Origin of the sequence: Colwellia sp. 75C3, from assembly GCF_002836255.1 — a bacterium.
Taxonomy (GTDB): Bacteria; Pseudomonadota; Gammaproteobacteria; order Enterobacterales; family Alteromonadaceae; genus Colwellia.
Window position 1 is genome coordinate 1 of the sequence record NZ_PJAU01000008.1, and the last position, 577, is coordinate 577.

Annotated in this window: 2 tRNA genes; both read right to left on the reverse strand. The window is 37.4% G+C overall.

Going from position 1 to position 577, the window contains the following annotated elements:
* Positions 1-182: 182 nt before the first annotated feature.
* A tRNA-Glu gene (locus CXF85_RS00065) sits at positions 183-258 on the reverse strand.
* A gap of 120 nt (positions 259-378) precedes the next feature.
* Positions 379-454 (reverse strand) — tRNA-Glu (locus tag CXF85_RS00070).
* Positions 455-577: the final 123 nt, after the last annotated feature.

Sequence of the window (577 nt, forward strand, 5' to 3'; positions counted from 1 at the left end):
GATTCGAACCCCTGTTACCGCCGTGAAAGGGCGGTGTCCTAGGCCTCTAGACGATAGGGACACAATATTTAGCTAATCGCTAAATTAGAACATACTTAATTTTTTATAAGTTTAAGTAACTTAGCTTCTCTTTCGAGAAAATGCTCCTTTTATATATTTCTTTTTACAAAGAAAAATAAAAGTGGCATCCCTAAGGGGATTCGAACCCCTGTTACCGCCGTGAAAGGGCGGTGTCCTAGGCCTCTAGACGATAGGGACACAATATTTAGCTAATTGCTAAATTAGAACATACTTAATTTTTTATAAGTTTAAGTAACTTAGCTTCTCTTTCGAGAAAATGCTCCTTCTGTATATTTCTTTTTACAAAGAAAATAGAAGTGGCATCCCTAAGGGGATTCGAACCCCTGTTACCGCCGTGAAAGGGCGGTGTCCTAGGCCTCTAGACGATAGGGACACAATATTTAGCTAACCGCTAAATTAGAACATACTTAATTTTTTATAAGTTTAAGTAACTTAGCTTCTCTTTCGAGAAAATGCTCCTTTTATATATTAATAATAAAAGTGGCATCCCTAAGGG